Genomic DNA, 18,267 nt, shown 5'->3' with positions numbered 1-18,267 from the left:
CGCTGCCATGCTCGCCGCATGTCCGATCCGACGCCCGTCTTCGACGATCTGCGTGAGGAAAGCGAACAACTCGACCGCCTGGTGGCCGAGTTGAGCGACGAGCGGTGGGCGCTCAGCACCCCCGCGCCGCGCTGGAGCATCGCCCATCAGATCGCCCACCTGCACTGGACCGACCGGGGCGCACTGCTCGCCCTGACGGACGAAGCCGGTTTCCGGGAGGTCGCCGAGAAGGCGCTCACGGCACCCGACTCGTTCGTCGACACGGCCGCCGACGAGGGCGCCGCGCTGCCGCCGGCCGAGCTGCTCGCACGCTGGCGCGAGGGACGCGGCGCGCTGGACGCGGCGTTGCGGGCGGCACCACAGGGTGCGCGGTTCCCGTGGTTCGGACCGCCCATGTCGGCCGCCTCCGTGGCGACCGGGCGGCTGATGGAGACCTGGGCCCACGGCCAGGACGTGGCGGACGCCCTGGGTGTGGTCCGCACCCCCACCGACCGGCTCCGGCATGTGGTGCGCATCGGTGTGCGGGCGCGGGACTTCGCCTTCGTGGTGCATGGCGTTCCCGCACCCCAGGAGGAGTTCCGCATCGAGGTCACCGCCCCGTCGGGCGCGGTGTGGGCCTTCGGTCCGCAGGACGCCGCCCAGCGCGTCACCGGCCCCGCCCTCGACTTCTGCCTCCTGGTCACCCAGCGCGCCCACCGCGCCGACCTCGCCGTACGCGCCGAGGGCCCCGACGCCGACCGCTGGCTGGACATCGCCCAGGCCTTCGCGGGGCCGCCCGGCACCGGGCGCCCGGCGCGGGAACCCGGGCGGTGAAGCCGCTGCGCGTCGGCAACTTCTCCGGTTTCTACGGTGACCGCTCCGACGCCCTGCGCGAGATGCTCACCGGCGGCGAGGTGGACGTCCTCACCGGTGACTACCTCGCCGAGCTGACCATGCTGATCCTCGGTCGGGACCGGCTGAAGGACCCGGAGGCCGGGTACGCCCGCACCTTCCTGCGGCAGCTGGAGGACTGTCTCGGCCTCGCCCGGGAGCGCGGGGTACGGATCGTGACCAACGCGGGCGGCCTGAACCCGGCCGGACTCGCCGGCGCGATACGGCAGTCGGCGCGGCGGCTCGGCATCCCGGTCACGGTCGCCCACGTCGAGGGCGACGACCTCACCGCCGCGCATCCCGGAGCCCTCGCCGCCCACGCCTACCTGGGCGGCTTCGGCATCGCGGAGTGCCTGCGGGCCGGCGCCGACATCGTCGTCACCGGGCGGGTGACGGACGCGGCCCTGGTCACCGGGCCGGCCGCCGCCCACTTCGGCTGGCGGCCGGGGGATCACGACCGCCTCGCGGGCGCCGTCGTCGCCGGGCACGTGCTGGAGTGCGGCACCCAGGCCACCGGCGGCAACTACGCCTTCTTCCGGGAGGCCGACGTGCGCCGCCCCGGGTTCCCGCTGGCCGAGATCCACGCCGACGGCAGCAGCGTCGTCACCAAGCACCCCGGCACCGGCGGGCTGGTCGACGTCGGCACGGTCACCGCGCAGCTGCTGTACGAGACCGGCGGCGCCCGCTACCCCGGCCCCGACGTGACCGCCCGGCTGGACTCCGTACGGCTGAGCCAGGACGGGCCGGACCGGGTGCGGATCGAGGGGGTGCGGGGGGAGGCGCCGCCGCCCACGCTGAAGGTCGGCGTCAACCGGCTCGGCGGCTTCCGCAACGAGGTCGTCTTCGTCCTCACCGGGCTCGACATCGAGGCCAAGGCGGAGCTGGTGCGCGCGCAGCTGGCGGACACGCTCGCCGCGGCACCGCCCGCCGAAGTGCGGTGGGACCTGGTGCGCACCGACCGCCCCGACGCCGGCACCGAGGAGGCGGCCAGCGCGCTGCTGCGGCTGGTGGTCCGGGACCCGGACCAGAAGGCCGTCGGGCGTGCGCTCAGCGGAGCCGCCATCGAGCTGGCCCTGGCCAGCTACCCCGGCTTCCATGTGCTGGCCCCACCGGGGAAAGGCGCACCCTATGGGGTCTTCGAGGACATGGCCGTGCCCCATGGTGCCGTCTCCCATGTGGCCGTCCTCCATGACGGCCGCCGCGTCCCCGTGCCCGCGCCCCAGGACACCCAGGCGCTGGAAGCCGTACCGGGTCCGCCGCTGCCGGCGCCCCTGCCTCCCGGTCCCACCCGGCGCGCGCCCCTCGGTCTGGTCGCCGGGGCCCGCAGCGGCGACAAGGGCGGCAACGCCAACACCGGGGTGTGGGCCCGCACCGACGACGCCTGGCGGTGGCTGGCGCACACCCTGACCGTCGACCGTTTCCGGGAGCTGATCCCGGAGAGCCGCGGACTGCCCGTCACCCGGCACGTCCTGCCGCGGCTGCGCGCCCTGAACTTCGTCGTCGAGGGCATCCTCGGCGCGGGCGTCGCCGCACAGCACCGTTTCGACCCGCAGGCCAAGGCCCTCGGCGAATGGCTGCGCTCCCGCCACCTGGACGTCCCGGAGGCCCTGCTGTGACCGTGATCGACTCCCAGCTGGACACGGCCGGTCCGGATCACCGGGCCAACCGCGAGGCCATGCTCGCGAAACTCGCCGACCTCGACGCCGAGCACGCCAAGGCCCTCGCGGGCGGCGGCGAGAAGTACGTCGAGCGGCACCGCGCGCGCGGCAAGCTGCTCGCCCGCGAACGCGTCGAGCTGCTCCTCGACCCGGACACCCCCTTCCTGGAGCTGTCGCCGCTGGCCGGCTGGGGCAGCGAGTACACGGTGGGCGCCTCGCTCGTCACCGGCATCGGGGTCGTCGCGGGCGTGGAGTGCCTGATCACCGCCAACGACCCGACCGTGCGCGGCGGCGCCAGCAACCCCTGGAGCCTGAAGAAGGCACTGCGCGCCAACGACATCGCCCTCGCCAACCGGCTGCCCTGCATCAGCCTGGTGGAGTCCGGCGGCGCCGATCTCCCCTCCCAGAAGGAGATCTTCATCCCGGGCGGCGCCGTCTTCCGCGACCTGACCCGGCTGTCCGCCGCCGGCATCCCGACCGTCGCCGTCGTCTTCGGCAACTCCACCGCGGGCGGCGCCTACGTCCCCGGCATGTCCGACCACGTGATCATGGTCAAGGAGCGGGCCAAGGTCTTCCTCGGCGGACCGCCGCTGGTGAAGATGGCCACCGGCGAGGAGAGCGACGACGAGTCGCTGGGCGGCGCCGAGATGCACGCGCGCGTGTCGGGCCTCGCCGACCACTTCGCCGTGGACGAACGCGACGCCCTGCGCCAGGCGCGGCGCGTCGTGGCCCGCCTCAACCACCGCAAGGCGTACGGCGACCCGGGCCCGGCGGCGCCCCCGAAGTACGACGAGGAGGACCTGCTCGGCATCGTCCCCGGGGACCTCAGGACGCCCTTCGACCCGCGCGAGGTCGTCGCCCGGCTCGTCGACGCCTCCGACTTCGACGAGTTCAAGCCGCTGTACGGGACGAGCCTGACCACCGGGTGGGCGAGCCTGCACGGCTATCCCATCGGCATCCTCGCCAACGCCCGGGGCGTGCTGTTCAGCGAGGAGTCGCAGAAGGCGGCCCAGTTCATCCAGCTCGCCAACCAGCGCGACATCCCGCTGCTGTTCCTGCACAACACCACCGGCTACATGGTCGGCAAGGAGTACGAGCAGGGCGGCATCATCAAGCACGGCGCCATGATGATCAACGCGGTCGCCAACAGCCGGGTCCCGCACCTGTCCGTCCTGATGGGCGCCTCCTACGGCGCCGGGCACTACGGCATGTGCGGCCGCGCCTACGACCCGCGCTTCCTGTTCGCCTGGCCGAGCGCCAAGTCGGCCGTCATGGGCCCCCAGCAGCTCGCCGGGGTGCTCTCCATCGTCGCCCGGCAGTCGGCCGCCGCCAAGGGCAGGCCCTACGACGAGGACGGCGACGCCGCCCTGCGCGCCATGGTCGAGCAGCAGATCGAGGCCGAGTCGCTGCCGGCGTTCCTGTCCGGGCGGCTCTACGACGACGGCGTCATCGACCCCCGCGACACCCGCACCGTCCTCGGCCTGTGCCTGTCGGCCGTGCACACCGCCCCCTACGAGGGCGCCCGCGGCGGCTTCGGCGTCTTCCGGATGTGAGGGACCACCAGTGATCACTTCTGTGCTCGTCGCCAACCGGGGCGAGATCGCCTGCCGGATCATGCGTACCTGCGGTGACCTGGGCATCCGCACCGTCGCGGTGCACTCGGACGCCGACGCCGCCGCCCTGCACACGCGCGTGGCGGACACGTCGGTACGGCTGCCGGGGGCGACGCCCGCGCAGACGTACCTGCGCGGCGACCTGATCGTGCGGGCGGCCGTGGCGGCGGGCGCGGACGCCGTGCACCCCGGGTACGGCTTCCTCTCCGAGAACCCCTGGTTCGCCCGCGCGGTCCTGGACGCGGGGCTGGTCTGGATCGGGCCGCCACCGGAGGCGATCGAGGCGATGGCGTCCAAGACGCGCGCCAAGGAGCTGATGGGCATCGCACCCCTCACGGAGGTCACCGAGGCCGACCTGCCCGTGCTGGTGAAGGCCGCGGCGGGCGGCGGCGGGCGCGGCATGCGCGTCGTGCGCCGGGCGGCGGAGCTGGAGAGCGCGCTGGAGGGCGCACGTGCCGAGGCGGCGAGCGCCTTCGGTGACGGCGAGGTCTTCGTGGAGCCGTACATCGAGCACGGCCGCCATGTGGAGGTGCAGATCCTCGCCGACACCCACGGCACGGTGTGGCCGCTGGGCACCCGCGACTGCTCGCTCCAGCGCCGCCACCAGAAGGTCGTCGAGGAGGCCCCGGCGCCCGGACTCCCCGACCGGCTCGCCGAGGAGCTGCGCACGCTGGCCATCCGCGCCGCCCGGGCCGTCAGCTACGTCGGCGCCGGCACCGTCGAGTTCCTCGTCGCCGACGGCCGCGCGCACTTCCTGGAGATGAACACCCGCCTCCAGGTCGAGCACCCGGTGACGGAAGCGGTGTTCGGCCTCGACCTGGTCGCCGAGCAGATCCGCGTCGCCGAGGGCCACGCCCTGCCCGCCGACCCGCCCCGCGCGCGGGGGCACGCCATCGAGGCCCGCCTGTACGCGGAGGACCCCGCGCGCGACTGGGCCCCGCAGACCGGCACCCTGCACCGCCTCGCCGTACCGGCCGGTGTCCGCCTGGACACCGGCTACACCGACGGCGACCCCATCGGCGTCCACTACGACCCGCTGCTCGCCAAGGTCGTCGCGCACGCCCACACGCGCGCGGAGGCGGTGCGGAAACTGGCGGGAGCCCTGGAGAAGGCCGTGATCCACGGCCCGGTCACCAACCGCGACCTCCTCGTACGCTCCCTGCGCCACCCGGAGTTCACGGCCGGCCGCATGGACACCGGCTTCTACGACCGCCACCTCGGCGCGCTGACCGTACCGGCCGCCGACCCGTACGCCCCGCTGGCCGCCGCCCTCGCCGACGCCCACGGCCGCTCCCGCTTCGGCGGCTGGCGCAACGTTCCTTCCCAGCCGCAGGTCAAGCGGTACGCGATGGCCGGCGAGGAGCACGAGGTCCGCTACCGGCACACCCGGCAGGGTCTGGCCGCCGACGGCGTCCGGGTGGTGCGCGCCGACGCGCACACGGTCGTGCTCGAGGTGGACGGGGTCGAGCGGACGTACGCCGTCGAGCGCTACGGCGACCAGGTCCACGTCAACGCCACCACCCTCACCGCCCTGCCCCGCTTCCCCGCCCCCGCCACCCGCCACGCACCCGGCTCCCTGCTGGCCCCGATGCCGGGCACGGTGGTCCGCGTCGCCGAGGGCCTCGCGGAAGGGGCGACGGTCCAGGCCGGCCAGGGACTCATCTGGCTGGAGGCGATGAAGATGCAGCACCAGATCTCGGCGCCGGCAGCCGGAACGCTCAGCGCACTGCACGCCAGGTCCGGGCAGCAGGTCGAGCCCGGCACGGTCCTGGCGGTGGTGCGGCCCAGCTGAAGCCTGTCCGGCCCCGGGGCGCGGGCGACCCGCGCGACCGGCCACCCACCATCCGCACCGGCCACCCACCATCCGCACGCCAAGGAGCCGCATGAGCACTCTCGTCGAAACCGAAGAGCACCGGGCCCTGCGAACCGCGGTGGCCGCCCTCGGCAAGCGCTACGGCCGCGCCTACATCGCCCGCACCGTCGCCGAGGGAAAACCCCCCACCGAACTGTGGGCCGAGGCGGGCAAGCTGGGCTACCTCGGCGTCAACCTGCCCGAGAGCCACGGCGGCGGAGGCGGCGGCATAGCGGAGCTGTCCATCGTGCTGGAGGAACTGGGCGCGGCGGGCTCCCCGCTGCTCATGCTCGTCGTCTCACCCGCCATCTGCGGCACCGTCATCGCCCGCTTCGGCACACCGGAGCAGCGGCGGGCCTGGCTGCCCGGGCTCGCCGACGGCACCCGGCTCATGGCCTTCGGCATCACCGAACCCGACGCGGGATCCAACTCCCACCGCATCACCACCACGGCCCGCCGGGACGGCACCGACTGGCTCCTGACCGGCCGCAAGGTCTTCATCTCCGGCGTCGACATGGCCGACGCCGTCCTGATCGTCGGCCGCACCGAGGACGCCCGCACCGGCCGCCTCAAGCCCTGCCTGTTCATCGTCCCGACGGACACCGAGGGCTTCCGGCGGCACCCCATCGACATGGAACTCAAGGCCGCGGAGAAGCAGTTCGAGCTGGTCCTGGACGATGTGCGGCTGCCCGCCGAGGCGCTGGTGGGGGAGGAGGACGCGGGCCTGCTCCAGCTGTTCGCGGGGCTCAACCCGGAGCGGATCATGACGGCCGCGTTCGCCATCGGCATGGGCCGCTACGCCCTGGCCCGGGCGATCGAGTACGCCCGCGACCGCACCGTCTGGCAGACCCCCATCGGCGCCCACCAGGCCATCGCCCACCCCCTCGCGCAGGCGCACATCGACCTGGAACTGGCCCGGCTGATGATGCAGAAGGCCGCCCACCTCTACGACGCCGGGGACGACACCGGGGCGGGCGAGGCCGCCAACATGGCGAAGTACGCGGCCGGGGAGGCCTGTGTGAGAGCCGTCGACCAGGCCGTGCACACCCTCGGCGGCAACGGCCTCACCCGCGAGTTCGGGCTCGCCTCGCTGATCACGGCCGCGCGCGTGGCCCGTATCGCACCGGTGAGCCGGGAGATGATCCTCAACTACGTCTCCCACCAGACCCTGGGCCTGCCCAAGTCGTACTAGGCCGTCTTGGAGGAACCGTGTTCCGCAGCACGTACGCAGACGTCCTGCCCGTAGAACTCCCCATCCACGAGGCCGTCCTGGGCCGGGCCGCCGAGTTCGGCGAGCGGCCGGCCCTCGTCGACGGCACGGACGGCACCACCCTCACGTACGCGCAGGTGGACCGGTTCCACCGGCGGCTGGCCGCCGCGTTCGCCGAGGCGGGCCTGCGCAAGGGCGACGTGCTCGCCCTGCACAGCCCGAACACCGTCGTCTTCCCGGTCGCCTTCTACGCGGCCACGCGCGCGGGTGCCTGCGTCACCACCGTGCACCCGCTCGCCACGCCCGAGGAGTTCGCCAAGCAGCTGCGGGACTGCGGCGCCCGCTGGATCGTCACCGTCTCGCCGCTGCTGGAGTCCGCCCGCCGGGCCGCCGCACTGGCGGGCGGCGTGCGCGAGATCCTGGTCTGCGACGGCGCGCCCGGCCACCGCTCCCTGATCGACCTGCTGGCCTGCGCGGCGCCGGAACCCCGGGTCGCGATCGACCCGGCCGAGGACGTCGCGGCGCTGCCGTACTCCTCCGGCACCACCGGTGTCCCCAAGGGCGTGATGCTCACCCACCGGCAGATCGCCACCAACCTCGCCCAGCTGGAACCCGCCGTCTCGGCCGGCCCCGGCGACCGCATCCTCGCCGTGCTGCCCTTCTTCCACATCTACGGCCTGACCGCGCTGATGAACGCGCCCCTGAGCCGGGGCGCCACGGTGGTCGTCCTGCCCCGCTTCGACCTGGAGACGTTCCTCGCGGCCATCCAGACCCACCGCATCACCGGCCTGTACGTCGCCCCGCCGATCGTCCTGGCCCTCGTCAAGCACCCGTCCGTCGCCCGCTACGACCTGTCCTCGCTGCGATACGTCATGAGCGCCGCCGCCCCGCTGGACGCCGAGCTCGCCGCCGCCTGCTCCCGGCGCCTGGGCCTGCCCCCGGTCGGCCAGGCCTACGGCATGACGGAACTGTCCCCGGGCACCCACGTCGTCCCCCTGGCCGCCATGCACGCGGCGCCGCCCGGCACGGTCGGCAGGCTCATCGCCGGCACCGAGATGCGGATCGTCTCCCTCGACGACCCCGGCAAGGACCTCGGCACCGGCGAGCCCGGGGAGATCCTCATCCGCGGACCGCAGGTGATGAAGGGCTACCTCGGCCGCCCCGACGCCACCGCCGCCATGATCGACACCGACGGCTGGCTGCACACCGGGGACGTCGGGCACGTCGACGCGGACGGCTGGCTGTTCGTCGTCGACCGGGTGAAGGAACTCATCAAGTACAAGGGCTTCCAGGTGGCCCCGGCCGAACTGGAGGCGCTGCTGCTGACCCACCCGGGCATAGCGGACGCGGCCGTCGTCGGTGCCCGCGACGACGACGGCAACGAGATCCCGCACGCGTACGTGGTCCGCCGGCCCGGCGCACCCGGCCTGTCCGAGAGCGAGGTCATGATGCACGTCGCGGAACGCGTCGCCCCCTACAAACGGGTGCGCCGGGTCACCTTCACCGACAGCGTCCCCCGCGCCGCCTCCGGCAAGATCCTGCGCCGGCAGCTGCGCGAACCCCGGGAGACCTCGTGACAGCGGTCGGACGCACCCGGGCGCGGGGCGTGGAGACGCTCAGCCTGGACGCCGTCGGCAGCCGCAACGCCCTGTCCGCGGCCCTCGTCGGCGCCCTCGCCGACGCGCTCACCGACTGCGCCGGGGACACCGGGGTGCGGGCCGTCGTCCTGACCCACACCGGCGGCACCTTCTGCGCCGGTGCCGACCTGCGCGACCCGCCCGACCCGGACGCGCTGACCGCCCTGCTGCGGCAGATCGTGGCGCTGCCCAAACCCGTCGTCGCCCGGATCACCGGACACGTCCGGGCCGGCGGCCTCGGCCTGCTCGCCGCCTGCGACATCGCGGCCGCGTCCCCGGCCGCGACCTTCGCCTTCACCGAGGTACGCATCGGGGTGGCACCCGCGGTGATCTCCCTGCCGGTGCTGCCGCGCGCCGACCCGCGCGCCGTCGCCCGCTACTGCCTCACCGGCGAACGCTTCGACGCCGCCGAAGCCGTCCGCGCGGGCCTGCTCACCCTCACCGCCGACGACGTCGACACCGCCCTCGCCCCCGTCCTCGACGGCCTGCGCCGCTCCTCCCCGCAAGGCCTGGCCGAGACGAAACGGCTGCTCACGGCTAGGGTGCTGGAGACATTCGACCGGGACGCGGGGGACCTGACGGCGCTCTCGGCCCGGCTGTTCTCCTCCACCGAGGCCCGGGAGGGGATGACGGCCTTCCTCGAACGACGGGATGCGGCGTGGGTGGTGTGACCACGGACGAACACACGCGTGTGCCCAAGCAGGACCGCAGCCGGGCCACCCGGCAGCGGCTCCTGGCGGCCGCCGTGGCCTGCCTCGCCGAACGGGGCTGGGCGGGCTCCACGGTCGCCGTCGTCGCCGAACGCGCCGGCGTCTCCCGGGGCGCCGCCCAGCACCACTTCCGTACCCGCGAGGACCTCTTCACGGCCGCCGTCGAGTACGTCGCCGAGGAACGCTCCACGGCCCTGCGCGCCCTCTTCCCCGACGGCGCCGCCGACCGCCGGGCCGTCGTCGCCGCCCTCGTCGACCTCTACACCGGCCCCCTCTTCCGGGCCGCCCTCCAGCTGTGGGTGGCCGCCTCCGACGAGGAGCAGCTGCGCCCGCGCGTGACCGAGCTGGAGGCCCGCGTCGGCCGCGAGACCCACCGCATCGCCGTCGAGCTGCTCGGCGCCGACGAGTCCCGCCCCGGCGTGCGCGAGAGCGTGCAGGGCCTGCTCGACATGGCCCGCGGCCTGGGGCTCGCCAACCTGCTCACCGACGACGCCGGGCGGCGCCGGCGGGTGGTGGCGCAGTGGGCGGCCCTGCTGGACGAGGCGCTGGGCTGAGCGCCCCGCCCCGCTGCCGCCCTCCGCTCCCGCGGCCTCCCGCGTTGCTGCTGCCCCCGGCCGCGTCGCGCCGCTCAGTGGGCGATGTCCGCGTACCCCTCGAGGTCCTGGGGGCTGCGCGGGCCCGGGCCCACGTACCGGGCGGAGGGGCGCACCAGCCGTCCCGTCCGCTTCTGCTCCAGGATGTGCGCCGACCAGCCCGCCGTCCGGGCGCAGGTGAACATCGACGTGAACATGTGCGCCGGGACCTCGGCGAAGTCCAGCATGATGGCCGCCCAGAACTCCACGTTGGTCGCCAGCACCCGGTCCGGACGGCGGTTGTGCAGTTCCTCCAGCGCCGCCTTCTCCAGCGCCTCGGCGATCTCGAAGCGCGGCGCGCCCAGCTCACGGGCGGTACGGCGCAGCACGCGCGCGCGGGGGTCCTCGGCGCGGTAGACGCGGTGGCCGAAGCCCATCAACCGCTCACCCCGGTCCAGGGCCCGCTTGACGTACCCGACCGCGTCGCCCGTGCGCTCGATCTCCTCGATCATGTGCAGTACGCGCGAAGGGGCGCCGCCGTGCAGCGGCCCGGACATGGCGCCGACGGCACCGGAGAGCGCGGCGGCCACGTCCGCGCCGGTGGAGGCGATGACCCGGGCGGTGAAGGTGGAGGCGTTCATGCCGTGCTCGGCGGCGGAGGTCCAGTAGGCGTCGACGGCCGCGACGTGCCGGGGGTCCGGCTCGCCCCGCCAGCGGATCATGAACCGCTCGACGACCGACTGCGCCTTGTCGATCTCCCGCTGCGGCACCATCGGCCGCCCCTGTCCGCGCGCGGACTGGGCGACGTAGGAGAGCGCCATCACGGCCGCGCGCGCGAGGTCGTCACGGGCCCGGTCGGCGTCGATGTCGAGCAGCGGTTTCAGACCCCACACCGGGGCCAGCATGGCGAGCGCCGACTGCACGTCGACGCGGATGTCACCGGAGTGCACCGGGATCGGGAACGGCTCGGCGGGCGGCAGCCCCGGATCGAACGCGCCGTCGACGAGCAGCCCCCACACGTTCCCGAAGGAGACGTGCCCGACCAGCTCTTCGATGTCGACGCCCCGGTAGCGCAGGGCACCGCCCTCCTTGTCCGGCTCGGCGATCTCCGTCTCGAACGCGACGACCCCTTCGAGTCCGGGTACGAAATCGGACATCAGGCGGCTCCTAGTGGTGTGGTGACGGTCGCACCGGCGATGCCCCGATCGGCCGGCGGCCCCGTGCGGCGGAAGAAACGGACAGGCCATGCGGACGGAACCAGCACGATATCCCCGAGTGCCACGATTGGGGAGCCCCAGCGACACTCAGTGCCACCCCGCGCCCGCGCGCCCGGTGCGGCAAGATGACCGGGTGACCGACCGTGACCCGCTCCTGGACCCCGCCGCCATGCGCAAGCAGTACCGGGCCGAGGGCCTCGACGTGAAGGACCTGGCCACTCACCCCATGGACCAGTTCGAGCGCTGGTTCGAACAGGCCGCGCTGGCGGCCGCCCACGGCACGCTCTACGAACCCAACGCGATGGTCGTCTCCACGGCCGACGCGGCCGGCCGGCCCAGCTCGCGCACGGTCCTGATGAAGCAGTACGACACCGACGGCTTCGTCTTCTACACCAACTACGACTCCCGCAAGGCCCGCGACCTGGCCGCCAACCCGTACGTGTCCCTGCTGTTCCCCTGGCACCCGCTCGCCCGCCAGGTCGTGGTCACCGGCGTCGCCCGCCGCACCGGCCGGGACGAGACCGCCGCCTACTTCCGTACCCGGCCGCACGGCTCCCAGCTCGGCGCCTGGGCCAGCACACAGTCCGCGGTGATCCCCTCCCGCGCCGCCCTCGACGCCCACTACGCCGACCTGCGCGCCCGCCACCCCGAGGGCGAGCCCGTCCCGGTGCCGCCCCACTGGGGCGGTTTCCGCGTCGTCCCGGAGACGGTCGAGTTCTGGCAGGGCCGGGAGAACCGCCTGCACGACAGGCTGCGGTACGTGGCGCGGCCCGACGGCTCCTGGCGGATCGAGCGGCTCGGCCCGTGAGGCAGCGTGAGGCCCCTGAGGCCCCAGAGGCCAGTGACGCCCTTGACGCCCGCGGCGGCCGCACGGGCCGCCCGGGTCGCGTGGGCGGCCCGGTGCGGGCGCACACGCAGACGACCCGCGAACTCGGGTTCCACCGCCTGTCGGCGGGGAGCCGGCCGGACGTACCGGCGAGTTCGCGGGTCGGGTGACTGCCTGGGATTGGGCCGGCTGCACGCCTCTGTCACGTGCTGGTCCGGCACCGCACTCGGTGTGGTGACGGGCCGCTAGCCCGCAGCCACCTCACGCGTCCGGTTCTGATACATCTGCCGAACCACCTCCCTTCTCGTGTGCTCCACACCCTAAGAAACGCCTCGGCGGTTGTTCAAGCGTTTTTTTCCTGGCCGTCCGCGCCCGCCCCCGGCTAGCGTCCGGGCATGAGCGACAGCGACGGGCGGCACGTGATCCTCAGCGGTTCGGTGTTCGAGGAGGAGATCGGCTACGCGCGGGCCGTGGTGGACGGGGACCGGGTGCACGTCTCGGGGACCACCGGGTTCGACTACACCACCATGACGATCTCCGAGGACGTCGTCGAGCAGGCCGAACAGTGCCTGTGGAACATCGGCACCGCCCTGCGGGAGGCCGGCTGCGGGTTCCAGGACGTCGTGCGGGTGCGCTACCTGCTGCCCGACCGGGCCGACTTCGAGCCGTGCTGGCCGGTGCTGCGCCGGGTGTTCGGCCCGGTGCGGCCGGCCGCGACGATGATGGTCTGCGGGCTGGCGGACGAGCGCATGAAGATAGAGATCGAAGTCACCGCCCGGCGGCCGGCGTGACCCCCGGCCCGCCCGCCGCACCGGACGGCCTGCTGTTCGCCGCCGTGGACGGCGCGGACGCGCTCGAACAGTGGCGGCACGTCCACAACCTGGTGGTGCCGCCGGCCGCGATGTCCCCGGACGACGCCCGGGACCGGCACGCGCGCTACCGGCTGGACAACGCCTACCTCGGTGACGTCCTCGTCGGCTGCTCCACCGTCCGGCCGCCCACCGGGGCGGACCGGGTGGCGACGGTCATCGCGCGCGTGCTGCCCGCGTACCGGCGGCGCGGGTTCGGCACGGCGCTGTACGAGCACGCGCTCGCCCACGCGCGCGTGCGGGGCGCCGCCGTGGTCGAGACGTGCGTGCTGGCCGCGAACGCGGACGGGCTGCGGTTCGCCCTGCGCCACGGGTTCGTGGAGACCGACCGGTACGTGCTGGACGGGGAACGTGACGAATGGGTGGACCTGCGCCTCGGCCCGCTCCCGGCACCGGCCGACTGACGTGGGACGCAGCCGTTGCGGGAGGGGCGGACGGGCGGCCGCGGGGGGCGCGTCCTGATGCGCGCACAACGATTCCGGCAATCTTGCGGGAACACGGTGTGGGCTGCGTCACGTTCGAGTTGAATGAAGAGCGGCGAGTGAACAGCGCCTTACGTGCGGACGCAGCCTGCAGGGGGTCCAGGTGAGTGCTTCCCGGCGAAGTGGGACCACCGACGAGCTGGGGCCCGACGAGCCCGAGCGCGGCGGTGGCCCGGGCCCGGACGGTCCACGGGGTGGTGGCGGCCCGGAGGACCCGGGCGGCTCCGACCTGCTCGCCGCCCTGCTGGACGGCATGGACGCGGCACTGTGCGCCTTCGACGCCGACGGTGTCGTCACCCACTGGAACCGCGAGGCGGAGCGCATCCTGGGCTGGAGCGCGGCCGAGGCCGTCGGGCGGCGGGGCTTCGCCGGCTGGGCGGTGCGTAGCGCCGACGCCGAGGACGTCGCGGCGCGGCTGCTGTCCGCCATGCACGCGCCCGGCCGCCAGGTGCACGAGTTCGCGCTGGTCACCAAGGACGGCGGACGGGTGCTGGTGCGCACTCAGTCCGCGGCCGTACGCGGACCGGACGGCAAGCCCGCGGGCGTCTACTGCGCCTTCAGTGAGGTGCACACCCAGATCGACCTGGAGCGGTCGATCGCGCTCAGCGAGGCTCTGTTCGAGGACGCGGCCTGGGGGGTCGTCCTGGTCGACGCCGACCTGCGGCCCGCCGTCGTGAACGCGCACGCCGCGCGTGCCCTGGGCATCGGGCGCACCTCGGTGCTGGGCCGGCCCCTGGGCGAGCTGCTCGCACAGGGTGTGGAGGACCTGGAGAGCGCCCTCACGCACGTCCTGGGGGAGGGCGCGCCGCCCGCGCCGGCCGAGATGTGGGTGAGCGTGCGCACGCCCGAGGGCGAGAAGCGGCGGTGCTGGCGCAGCGGGTTCCTGCGGCTGGCGTCGCCGCTCACCGAGGAACCGGTGCCGCTCGGCGTGGGCTGGTTCTTCCTGGACGTCACCGAGGCCAAGCAGGGCGAGCAGGAGGCCTCCCTGCTGCGCTTCCGCACCAGCCAGCTGCACCGGGCCGCCCGCGCCGCGGCCGAGTGCGAGGACCCGGCCGAGGCGGCCACCGTCCACCTGGACTTCGCCCTGGCCGGATTCGCCGATCACGCCCTGGTCGACCGGCTGGCGGGCGGCGCCCGGGCCGACGGCCCCGAGGGCCCGCACGCGCGCGACGCCGGTACGGCGGCCCCCGTACGGCTGGTGCGGATCGCCGCCACGCCCTCCGGAGCGCCCGGGCCCAGCCCGCTCACCGGGGCGGCCGGCCTGCCGGTGCGCTACGAGGAGGGGCATCCGGCGTTGCAGTGCGTCGAGCGGGCCGGGATGGTGCGCGCGGACGCCGGGGACGTCCCGGCGGAGCGGGCGCGGGAGTGGGCGCTGGCCCGGCAGTGGCCGCAGGACGCGGTGCACGCCCTGTGCGCGGTGCTGCGCAGCCGGGGCCGGACGCTGGGCGTGGTGACCTTCCTGCGCGGCGCCGGGCGCAGCCGCTTCGAGCGCCCCGACGCGGTGTACGCGGAGGACGTCGCGGTGCGGATCGCGGCGGCGCTGGACCTGGCGGCGGCGCTGACGGCCCGGCCGGACTCCGAAGCGGGTCCCTGAAGCAGGCTCCTGAAGCCTCAGCGGCGGTAGAAGATCCGGTCGCCGTACTCCTCCATGACCCGGCCGTTCCACTCGTGGCCGCCGTCGACGTTCCCGGAGCGCAGCAGAGGGGGCTCGATGCCGCGGTCGGCCAGGAGGGCGGCGGTCGTGGCCATGACCGCCTGGAGGAGGGCGGTGGTGACCACGGTGGAGGCGGGTGCGAAGGGCGCGGGGACGGTGTCCAGGGTGAGTTCCGCGTCGCCGACCGCGATCTTGGAGTCGAGGACGATGTCGCAGTGGTCCTTCAGGAACGTCCCGGAGGCGTGCCGCGACTTGGTCTGCTCCGCGTACGCCACCGACGTCACCCCGATCACCCGCAGCCCCAGGGCGCGGGCGTTGAGCGCCATCTCCACGGGCAGGGCGTTGCGGCCGGAGAGGGAGACGATCACCAGGGTGTCGCCGGCCCGGACCGGTGAGGTGTCCAGGACGGCTGCGGCGAGGCCGTCGACGCGTTCCAGGGCGGAGCCGAGGGTGGCGGGGACGACGTCGACGCCGACGACCCCGGGCACCGCCAACAGGTTCATCAGGGCCAGGCCGCCGGCGCGGTAGACGACGTCCTGGGCGGCGAGGGAGGAGTGCCCGGCGCCGAAGGCGAAGAGGCGGCCGCCGGCGGCGACGGTGTCGGCGAGCAGGGCGCCGGCCGCCGCGATCGACTCCGCCTCCTCGTCGCGGACCTGTCGCAGCAGGCCGATGGCGGCGTCGAAGAACTGGCCGGCCGGCGTACCGTCGCTCATGCGGTGCCCCTTCGCAGCGTCTGTGTCGCGGATCACCGTGCGGTCTGGACCAGTGCGCTGTCAATACGGCGGGAGCGCCGCGCCGCCGGTCCCCGGCCCGGCGGCACCTGGGGGTCCGGCCCATGTGGTCCGCCACCGTGTGGTCCGCCCCCGTATGGTTTCGGACGCGCGGCACGGTTGTCAGTGGTATGCGTCAGAATTGAATCCAGGGCCAGCGCACGCGCCGGCGAGCGGTGAGCTTCCGGCCGAAGGTAATCGAGGGGCACGTATGTCCGGACTGATCGACACCACGGAGATGTATCTCCGCACCATCCTCGAACTCGAAGAGGAAGGCGTCGTCCCCATGCGCGCCCGCATCGCGGAGCGGCTCGACCAGAGCGGGCCGACGGTGAGCCAGACGGTGGCGCGCATGGAGCGCGACGGCCTGGTGTCCGTGGCCAGCGACCGTCATCTGGAGCTGACGGACGAGGGCCGCCGGCTGGCCACGCGCGTGATGCGCAAGCACCGGCTGGCCGAATGCCTGCTCGTCGACGTGATCGGCCTGGAGTGGGAGCAGGTGCACGCGGAGGCGTGCCGCTGGGAGCACGTGATGAGCGAGGCCGTGGAGCGCCGCGTCCTGGAGCTGCTGCGCCACCCCACCGAGTCGCCCTACGGCAACCCGATCCCGGGCCTCGAGGAGCTGGGCGAGAAGGACGGGGCCGACCCGTTCCTGGACGAGGGCATGGTGTCGCTGGCCGACCTCGACCCGGGCGCCGACGGCAAGACGGTCGTCGTACGCCGCATCGGCGAGCCGATCCAGACGGACGCGCAGCTGATGTACACGCTGCGCCGGGCGGGCGTGCAGCCCGGTTCGGTGGTCAGCGTGACGGAGTCCCCGGGCGGGGTGCTGGTCGGCAGCGGCGGCGAGGCCGCGGAACTGGAGGCGGACGTCGCCTCCCACGTCTTCGTCGCCAAACGCTGAGCCGGCCGGGCCCGGCGGCTGCTGCCGGTGACCGCCGGATCCACCCGGAATTCGCGGCGCCGGACCGCAGCGCCCCGGCGCCGCGCGTGCCAGGCTTGGGCAAGAGGCATATGACCGGGGGTGGACGTGCCGCAGCAGTCGCACCAGCCGCAGCCGTACGCGCCGCAGCCCTGCCGGCCGCGGCGGCGGTCGTCGGCGCGGGCACGGAGAGGGCCCCGGCACCTTGCGGCGCCGGGGCCTGTCCTCCCCCGTACTGACCCGGAGCCCCGAGCTCCCAGGGTCATTCCCTTCGGACCGATGTCCCCGAGCGGTCCGCCTCCCTGTAAGGAAAGTCCCCTCGGCGGCGCCGATCATTCCTTGAGCGGTGTCACTCGAACGAGGGGTGTTGACCACGGAGAGAGAATTCTCGAATGCCCATTCGATAGTGTCGGCTGAAGCGACGGCAGGACGAGGCAGGCGGAGCGAGGGGGGTGCCAGGCCCATGGCACGGCGTAGCGACGTGACGGGAACGGGTGGTGTGCGCCTCGCCGCCTGGGAGTTCGCCGACCCGCCCAAACGGGAACCGGAGAACAGCCCCGGGGTGCTGTTACTGCACGGCCTGATGGGCCGCGCCTCGCACTGGGCGTCCACCGCCCGCTGGCTCTCCGGGCGCCACCGGGCCGTCGCGCTCGACCAGCGGGGCCACGGCCAGAGCGAGAAGCCGCCCGGGGCCGCCTACACCCGCGACGCCTACGTCGGGGACGCCGAGGCCGCCCTGGAGCAGCTCGGCCTCGCCCCGGCCGTCCTCATCGGGCACGCCATGGGCGCGCTGACCGCCTGGCAGCTCGCCGCGAAACGCCCCGACCTGGTGCGCGGTCTGATCATCTGCGACATGCGGGCCTCCGCGCTCGGCGCGGCCTCGCAGCGCGAGTGGGCCGACTGGTTCACGTCCTGGCCCGTGCCCTTCGCCACCCTCGCCGACGTCCGCAAGTGGTTCGGCGAGGACGATCCCTGGGTGGAGCGCCCCAACCCCGCCCGCGGCGAGTTCTACGCCGAGGTCATGCAGGAGTCACCCGACGGCTGGCGCCCCGTCTTCGAGCCGGAGCGCATGCTGGCGTCCCGGGAGGCCTGGGTCTACGACGCCCACTGGGAGGAGCTGGCCCAGGTGCGCTGCCCGGCCCTGGTGGTCCGCGGCCTGGACGGCGAACTGGGCCGCGCGGAGGCCCAGGAGATGGTCCGCGTCCTGCCCCTCGGCGAGTACGCGGAGGTCGCCGACGCCGGTCACCTGGTCCACTACGACCAGCCCGAGGCCTGGCGGGCGGCGATCGAACCCTTCCTGGACCGCGTCGACCGCCCGGACTGAGCCCTGACTCAGCCCGGACCGAGCCGGACCGAGCCCCGACGGATCCCGGACCGGGCCCCGGGAGAGCCGCGCGGAGACCGG

General features: G+C 74.2%; 16 protein-coding genes. 14 read left to right on the top strand and 2 right to left on the bottom strand.

Annotated elements, in window-relative coordinates; all coding sequences use genetic code 11:
- The first annotated feature begins 18 nt into the window (after window positions 1-18).
- From ACZ6CZ_RS17095 to ACZ6CZ_RS17060, 8 genes are all read left to right on the top strand, one after another.
- A complete protein-coding gene (locus ACZ6CZ_RS17095) occupies window positions 19-813 on the top strand; it encodes a TIGR03084 family metal-binding protein (RefSeq protein WP_469021161.1) in 795 nt (264 codons plus the stop codon).
- The gene (locus ACZ6CZ_RS17090) at window positions 810-2,486 is read left to right on the top strand and encodes an acyclic terpene utilization AtuA family protein (RefSeq protein ID WP_469021158.1); all 1,677 of its coding nucleotides are present in this window, start codon (window positions 810-812) and stop codon (window positions 2,484-2,486) included. Before ACZ6CZ_RS17095 ends, ACZ6CZ_RS17090 begins: the two co-directional genes overlap by 4 nt.
- On the top strand, window positions 2,441-4,081 hold the full coding sequence (locus tag ACZ6CZ_RS17085; RefSeq protein ID WP_469021155.1) for an acyl-CoA carboxylase subunit beta: 1,641 nt from the start codon (window positions 2,441-2,443) through the stop codon (window positions 4,079-4,081). The genes ACZ6CZ_RS17090 and ACZ6CZ_RS17085 overlap by 46 nt, the downstream gene beginning before the upstream one ends.
- 10 nt (window positions 4,082-4,091) lie before the next feature.
- Window positions 4,092-5,933 carry an acetyl/propionyl/methylcrotonyl-CoA carboxylase subunit alpha gene (locus ACZ6CZ_RS17080; RefSeq protein ID WP_469021153.1) on the top strand — a complete coding sequence of 614 codons (1,842 nt, stop codon included), beginning with the start codon at window positions 4,092-4,094 and terminating at the stop codon, window positions 5,931-5,933.
- A gap of 91 nt (window positions 5,934-6,024) precedes the next feature.
- Window positions 6,025-7,185 carry an acyl-CoA dehydrogenase family protein gene (locus tag ACZ6CZ_RS17075; RefSeq protein WP_469021151.1) on the top strand — a complete coding sequence of 387 codons (1,161 nt, stop codon included), beginning with the start codon at window positions 6,025-6,027 and terminating at the stop codon, window positions 7,183-7,185.
- A 17-nt stretch (window positions 7,186-7,202) separates the two neighbouring features.
- On the top strand, window positions 7,203-8,780 hold the full coding sequence (locus tag ACZ6CZ_RS17070; RefSeq protein WP_469021148.1) for a 4-coumarate--CoA ligase family protein: 1,578 nt from the start codon (window positions 7,203-7,205) through the stop codon (window positions 8,778-8,780).
- Window positions 8,777-9,511, top strand: a complete 735-nt coding sequence (locus ACZ6CZ_RS17065; protein ID WP_469021147.1) for an enoyl-CoA hydratase family protein — start codon at window positions 8,777-8,779, stop codon at window positions 9,509-9,511. The genes ACZ6CZ_RS17070 and ACZ6CZ_RS17065 overlap by 4 nt, the downstream gene beginning before the upstream one ends.
- Window positions 9,499-10,104: a TetR/AcrR family transcriptional regulator gene (locus ACZ6CZ_RS17060; protein WP_469021144.1), complete on the top strand. Its 606-nt coding sequence runs from the start codon at window positions 9,499-9,501 to the stop codon at window positions 10,102-10,104. Before ACZ6CZ_RS17065 ends, ACZ6CZ_RS17060 begins: the two co-directional genes overlap by 13 nt.
- A gap of 74 nt (window positions 10,105-10,178) precedes the next feature.
- Here the strand turns inward: ACZ6CZ_RS17060 and ACZ6CZ_RS17055 are convergent, their stop codons facing one another.
- A complete protein-coding gene (locus tag ACZ6CZ_RS17055; RefSeq protein WP_469021142.1) occupies window positions 10,179-11,279 on the bottom strand; it encodes a citrate synthase 2 in 1,101 nt (366 codons plus the stop codon).
- A 193-nt stretch (window positions 11,280-11,472) separates the two neighbouring features.
- Here ACZ6CZ_RS17055 and pdxH point away from each other — a divergent pair, with 193 nt between their 5' ends.
- The 4 genes from pdxH to ACZ6CZ_RS17035 all read left to right on the top strand — a co-directional run bounded on the left by pdxH (window position 11,473) and on the right by ACZ6CZ_RS17035 (window position 15,110).
- The gene (gene pdxH / locus ACZ6CZ_RS17050; RefSeq protein ID WP_469021140.1) at window positions 11,473-12,147 is read left to right on the top strand and encodes a pyridoxamine 5'-phosphate oxidase; all 675 of its coding nucleotides are present in this window, start codon (window positions 11,473-11,475) and stop codon (window positions 12,145-12,147) included.
- Between the two features lie 413 nt (window positions 12,148-12,560).
- Window positions 12,561-12,956, top strand: coding sequence for a RidA family protein (locus tag ACZ6CZ_RS17045; RefSeq protein WP_469021137.1), 396 nt, complete (start codon window positions 12,561-12,563; stop codon window positions 12,954-12,956).
- Window positions 12,953-13,438, top strand: coding sequence for a GNAT family N-acetyltransferase (locus ACZ6CZ_RS17040; RefSeq protein ID WP_469021135.1), 486 nt, complete (start codon window positions 12,953-12,955; stop codon window positions 13,436-13,438). The genes ACZ6CZ_RS17045 and ACZ6CZ_RS17040 overlap by 4 nt, the downstream gene beginning before the upstream one ends.
- 181 nt (window positions 13,439-13,619) lie before the next feature.
- On the top strand, window positions 13,620-15,110 hold the full coding sequence (locus tag ACZ6CZ_RS17035) for a PAS domain-containing protein (protein ID WP_469021132.1): 1,491 nt from the start codon (window positions 13,620-13,622) through the stop codon (window positions 15,108-15,110).
- A 17-nt stretch (window positions 15,111-15,127) separates the two neighbouring features.
- Here the strand turns inward: ACZ6CZ_RS17035 and ACZ6CZ_RS17030 are convergent, their stop codons facing one another.
- Entirely contained in the window at window positions 15,128-15,883 is a 756-nt protein-coding gene (locus ACZ6CZ_RS17030) for an SIS domain-containing protein (RefSeq protein WP_469021130.1), read from the bottom strand.
- A 268-nt stretch (window positions 15,884-16,151) separates the two neighbouring features.
- Between ACZ6CZ_RS17030 and ACZ6CZ_RS17025 the strand changes: the two genes are divergently transcribed.
- On the top strand, window positions 16,152-16,844 hold the full coding sequence (locus ACZ6CZ_RS17025) for a metal-dependent transcriptional regulator (RefSeq protein WP_469021128.1): 693 nt from the start codon (window positions 16,152-16,154) through the stop codon (window positions 16,842-16,844).
- Window positions 16,845-17,325: 481 nt separating this feature from the next.
- Window positions 17,326-18,186 carry an alpha/beta fold hydrolase gene (locus ACZ6CZ_RS17020; RefSeq protein ID WP_469021126.1) on the top strand — a complete coding sequence of 287 codons (861 nt, stop codon included), beginning with the start codon at window positions 17,326-17,328 and terminating at the stop codon, window positions 18,184-18,186.
- Window positions 18,187-18,267: the final 81 nt, after the last annotated feature.

The organism is Streptomyces sp. NPDC041135 (assembly GCF_055592085.1).
The sequence above is the reverse complement of the archived record's forward strand: the minus strand, read 5'-3'. Positions and strand labels throughout refer to the sequence as shown.